Origin of the sequence: Streptomyces sp. NPDC060198 (assembly GCF_042728415.1) — a bacterium.
Lineage (GTDB): Bacteria > Actinomycetota > Actinomycetes > Streptomycetales > Streptomycetaceae > Streptomyces.
Window position 1 is genome coordinate 1 of the sequence record NZ_JBHWZJ010000477.1, and the last position, 4636, is coordinate 4636.

A 4636-nucleotide genomic window follows, 5' to 3' on the forward strand; every position below is an offset into this window, starting at 1 on the left:
TCCGGTCCCGGAGGGGCGGCGGAGCTCGTCGTGGGGCCGCTCCCTTCCGGATTCCGGACGGGGGAGCTCACGTTCCCCGGGGCGGGGTGGCGCACCGTCAACTTCCGCGCGTAGCCGCCCCGGTGAGCGTGCGTTCGGTTCTGCGGAACCGTCGCGAAGGGGAACCTGGATGTGTAGTGTCCAGGTCATGCGAATGAGTGCGGGAGTCGAGTGGGGGCTGCACTGCTGCCTGACGCTGGCGTGGCTCGGGGACGCGGAGGCGGTGTCGTCGGCCAAGCTCGCGGCCTGGTTCGACCTGCCGCCGGCCTACCTGAACAAGCAGTTGCAGGCGTTGGACCGGGCGGGCATCCTGACGTCCACCCCGGGGGCCCGGGGCGGATTCCGGCTGGCCAGAAGGCCCGACCAGGTCACGCTGATGGACGTCGTCGCCGCAGTCGACGGTCCGGACGAGGTCTTCCAGTGCACCGAGATCCGGCAGCGGGGAGCCGGAGCCGGCGCGCCGGCCCACGAGTTCCAGCAGCCCTGCGGCATCGCCGGCGCGATGCGCAGGGCCGAGCTGGCATGGCGCAGGGAACTCGCCGCACAGACGCTGGCGGACCTCATGGCCTCCGCGCCGGCCTCGGCCGCCGAGCGGGCACGGCGCCACTACGAGCGCATCGGCCGCTGATCACACCGCACTTGTGGAGCGAGTGCGGACGAGCGAGGAGAACCTGGATGTCCAATATCTCGATATCGTCCGACCGGCGGAAGGCCGACGGCCAGGCCCTGCCCGGGCAGGGCGGCCTGTCGTCGACCCTGGTGCTGGCCCTGGGCACCTTCGCCGTCGGCACGGACGCCTTCGTCGTGGCGGGATTCCTTCCCTCCATGGCCGAGGAGCTGCACGTCTCGACCGCGGCCGCCGGCCAGTCCGTCACGGTGTTCGCGGCCGCCTACGCCTTACTCTCCCCCGTACTCGCCACGGTGACCGCGCGACTGCCGCGCCGGGCACTGCTGGTCGGCGCCCTGGTCACCCTCGGTCTGGCCAACCTGTGCTCGGCACTGGCGCCGAACCTGACCGTGCTGATCGTCAGCCGGGTTCTCGCGGCGGCGGGCGCGGCGGCCTACACACCGAGCGCCGGCGCGGTGAGCGCCGCGCTCGTGCGCCCCGAATTCCGGGCGCGGGCACTGGCCGTGGTGATCGGCGGCCTGACCGTCGCGACCGCGCTCGGGGTGCCGCTCGGCACCCTCGCCGGCCACTGGCTGGGCTGGCGCAGTGCCTTGGCCATCGTGGCCGGGCTCTGCGTCCTCATCGCCGCCGGAGTGCGCCTGATCATGCCGGTCCTTCCGGGCAACCCGCGTGTGCCACTGCGCACCCGGTTCGCCGTCCTGCGCAGGCCGGCCGTCCTGGCCGTGCTGCCGCTCACGGTCCTCGGCATGGGCGCCGGTTACACCGCGTACGCCTACAGCGTTCCGGTCCTGCGGGCGGTACGGGTCCCCGACAGCACGGACCTGTGGATGCTCTTCCTGTACGGGCTGGGTGCCGTACTCGGCAACCTCGCATCCGGCTACGCCACCGACCGCTGGGGCTCCGTCCGGGTCCTGACCACCGGGTACACCGCGATGGTGCTCGCACTCGCCCTGTTGACCTGGATCGCGGCCACCGACGTCTCGCTGCTGCCCGTGGTCGGTGTACTGGTACTCCTCTGGGGCGCGAGCAGCTGGTGCCAGACCCCCGCGCAACAGCACCGACTCATCGAAGTCGCCCCGCAGGAAGCCCCGCTGGTGGTCTCTCTGAACTCCTCCGGCATCTACCTGGGCATCGGTCTGGGCACCGTGCTCGGCGGCATCGCCCTCCCGCACGGAGCGACCGCCGTCTACGGTCTCGGGGCGGTACTGGCACTCGCGGCCCTGCTGTTCCTCCGTGTCACCGCGCGCGCGGCGGCCCGCACGGGCTGAGCCGCGACAGCTCTCAACCGCCGAGCCACCGCGTCCCAGTGCGGCCGGTCGACCCGTACTGCTCGACCTCGATTCGGCCGGCTTCCCCGGACACGGAACGCGCCGGGAGGATTCCTCCGCAGGCGTCCGCGACCGGGCGGGCATCCTGTCGCTGTGCTCCCGCCCCGGGGGGCCGCCGCATCGGTGGCCGTCCTCAGGACGACCGGGGCGCGGCAGATCACGAGACCCGTAGGGGCGGGGACGGATTCCCGCCCGGCAGAGGAGTGGTGCCCGATGAGGCTGGTACTGCAGGAGTTCGTGTCGCTGGACGGTGTCTCCCAGGGGCCGGGCTCCCCGGACGAGGACACCAGCGACGGATTCACCGGAGGCGGATGGTTCGTCCCGCACCTGGACGAGGCGTTCGAGCGGGTGGCCACCGACTGGCTGAGCAGGGCGGACGCGTTCCTGTTCGGCCGCCGTACTTACCAGAACTTCGCCCGTGACTGGCCGGAGATGACCGACCACCCGAACGCCCGCGTTCTGAACGGCTCACCGAAGTACGTGGCCTCCCGGAGCCTGACCGAGGCCGGGTGGGAGCCGACCACGATCCTCTCCGGTGACGTCCCCTCCCAGGTCGCCGCGTTGAAACGGCAGCCCGGTCGCGAGCTCCAGATCCACGGCAGCGCCCGTCTCGGCCACTGTCTGCTGGCCGCCGGTCTGGTCGACGAGGTGCGGCTCGCGGTCGCCCCCGTGGTGGTGGGCGGCGGACGGCGCCTGTTCCCGGACGGCGGAACGCCGGTCGGCCTGCGCCTGCTGCACCACGAGACGACGCCCGCCGAAATCGCGGTGCACGTCTACGAGCCGACGGGCCGTGTGGAGCACGGGACGTACGGGGCCGCGTAGAGCTTGCCCCCACGTCCTCCCGTGCCCCGGGAGCCGAGTCGGCGGGTGCGGCGCGCAGCTCCGCTCCCGCCGGTACGCTCGCGTCGTCGCAGCCGAGCCGTGCGGGGGACGAAAATGCTGCTCACTCTGTCGGAGATCGCCCGGGACCCCGCCGTCCTGACGCGCCGTCTGGACCCCGGCGGAGGTGCGCAGATCCTCTTCCGCCCGCTCGTCCCCGCCGACGCCGAGGGGCTGGCGCACTTCCTGGAGGGTCTGTCACCCGCTTCGAGGCGGTTCAGCACCTTCGACGGGTACGGCACCGAGGAGGCCAGGGGGCTGTGCGACGCGATCGCGCGCCACGACAAACTCAGGCTGGTGCTGGAGGACGTGCGGTCCTCCCGGATCGTCGGCCTCCTCGAACTCGCGCTCGCCCTCACCCCCGCCGACCTCGGGCGGTACCGGGAGGCCGGAATCTTCCTCGACGAACTGACCGACTGCCGCTTCGGCCCCACCCTGGCCGACGACCACCAGGGGCGGGGTCTGGGGACACTGGCCTTCCCGCTCGTCGTGGAGGCCGTACGACGGCTCGGCCGGACCCGGGTCATCCTTTGGGGCGGCGTCCTGGCGGACAACGCCCGCGCCATCCGGTTCTACGAGAAGAACGGCTTCCGGCGCTTCGGCTCCTTCGCCGGGGCGGACGGGTCGCCGTCGCTGGACATGATGGCCGACCTCCGCGAGCTGCCGGACCCCGCGGCGGCTCCTCGGTGAGGGAGGTCCGCGTGCTGCCCTGGCTCCTTTTCCGTCTTGGTATGTGAAACGACTTTGCTCGAATGATGGACAGCTGGCTAGCGTCCGGATCATGGAGCGATGCGTGCAAGTCCCGCCGTTCGTGCGGGTCGAGGGGCTGGAAGCACTGCCGGGCCGCGTGATTCCGGCGGACGTGCGGTGGTATCTGGACGGGCGTTCCGGGCGTGCCGCGTACGAGGGGGGACACCTGCCCGGCGCGGTGTTCGCCGACCTCGACCGCTGGCTGACGGGCCCCCCGACGCCGGTCGGCGGCCGGAACCCACTGCCGGCCCCCGAACTCTTCGCCGAGGGCATGCGGACCCTGGGCATCGACGACGACGACATCGTGGTCGCCTACGACGACCAGGGCGGCGTGATCGCCGCGCGGCTGGTGTGGATGCTCCGGGTCACCGGGCGCCGCGCGGCCGTCCTCGACGGCGGGCTGAACGCCTACACCGAGGCGCACCCCGGCTCCCTGACGGCGGACGAACCCGTGCCCGCCCGGGAAGGCGACTTCTCCGTGCGCCCCTGGCCGGCCGATGCCCTGATCGGGGCCGACGACCTCACGGAGCCGGACGTCCTGCCGGTCGACGCCCGCAACCGGGACCGCTTCGCCGGAGCTCAGGACCCCGTGGACCCCCGCCCGGGCCACGTACCCGGTGCGGCCAACGTCCCCTGCCGGGAGAACCTGGACGGGCTCGGCCGGCTGCTGCCCCTCCAGGCGATCCGGGACAACTTCGCCGCCGGGGGAGTGGTCCCGGACAACGTGTCGAAGGTGGCCTCCTACTGCGGGTCGGGCGTGACCGCCTGCCACAACCTCCTGACCCTGGAGCACACCGGGCTGGGCAGCGGCAGGCTCTACGTCGGCGGCTGGTCCGCGTACGGCCGGGACGAGGCCCGCCCGGTGGAGACCGGGCCCGCCCGCTGACGTACCGGCGCACGTACGAGGACGGGGCGGCCGGAACCGTCCCACCGCACGCGACGAGGGCGGGGGCGGGACGGCCGCAACCGTCCCGCCCCCCCCCCCGCTCCGCGCCAACCGCACCGGTGTGAA

The 4636-nt window shown here is 72.8% G+C and carries 5 protein-coding genes; all 5 read left to right on the forward strand.

Translation table 11 applies throughout. From position 1 onward, the window contains the following. Positions 1-187: 187 nt before the first annotated feature. Positions 188-667: an RrF2 family transcriptional regulator gene (locus ACFWEP_RS31950; protein ID WP_387375377.1), complete on the forward strand. Its 480-nt coding sequence runs from the start codon at positions 188-190 to the stop codon at positions 665-667. A 47-nt stretch (positions 668-714) separates the two neighbouring features. After that, positions 715-1935 (forward strand): MFS transporter, encoded by a 1221-nt coding sequence (locus ACFWEP_RS31955; RefSeq protein WP_387375379.1) that lies wholly within the window; start codon positions 715-717, stop codon positions 1933-1935. A gap of 273 nt (positions 1936-2208) precedes the next feature. Continuing rightward, on the forward strand, positions 2209-2817 hold the full coding sequence (locus ACFWEP_RS31960) for a dihydrofolate reductase family protein (protein WP_387375381.1): 609 nt from the start codon (positions 2209-2211) through the stop codon (positions 2815-2817). 114 nt (positions 2818-2931) lie between these two features. Next, the gene (locus ACFWEP_RS31965; protein ID WP_387375382.1) at positions 2932-3564 is read left to right on the forward strand and encodes a GNAT family N-acetyltransferase; all 633 of its coding nucleotides are present in this window, start codon (positions 2932-2934) and stop codon (positions 3562-3564) included. 91 nt (positions 3565-3655) lie between these two features. Beyond that, complete coding sequence (locus ACFWEP_RS31970; protein ID WP_387375384.1) at positions 3656-4510, forward strand: sulfurtransferase; 855 nt, start codon at positions 3656-3658, stop codon at positions 4508-4510. The last annotated feature ends 126 nt before the right edge of the window (positions 4511-4636 follow it).

Coding starts and splice junctions, on each gene's coding strand:
- ACFWEP_RS31950 (WP_387375377.1), top strand. CDS start 188: ATGCGAATGAGTGCGGGAGTCGAGTGGGGGCTGCACTGCTGCCTGACG.
- ACFWEP_RS31955 (WP_387375379.1), top strand. CDS start 715: ATGTCCAATATCTCGATATCGTCCGACCGGCGGAAGGCCGACGGCCAG.
- ACFWEP_RS31960 (WP_387375381.1), top strand. CDS start 2,209: ATGAGGCTGGTACTGCAGGAGTTCGTGTCGCTGGACGGTGTCTCCCAG.
- ACFWEP_RS31965 (WP_387375382.1), top strand. CDS start 2,932: ATGCTGCTCACTCTGTCGGAGATCGCCCGGGACCCCGCCGTCCTGACG.
- ACFWEP_RS31970 (WP_387375384.1), top strand. CDS start 3,656: ATGGAGCGATGCGTGCAAGTCCCGCCGTTCGTGCGGGTCGAGGGGCTG.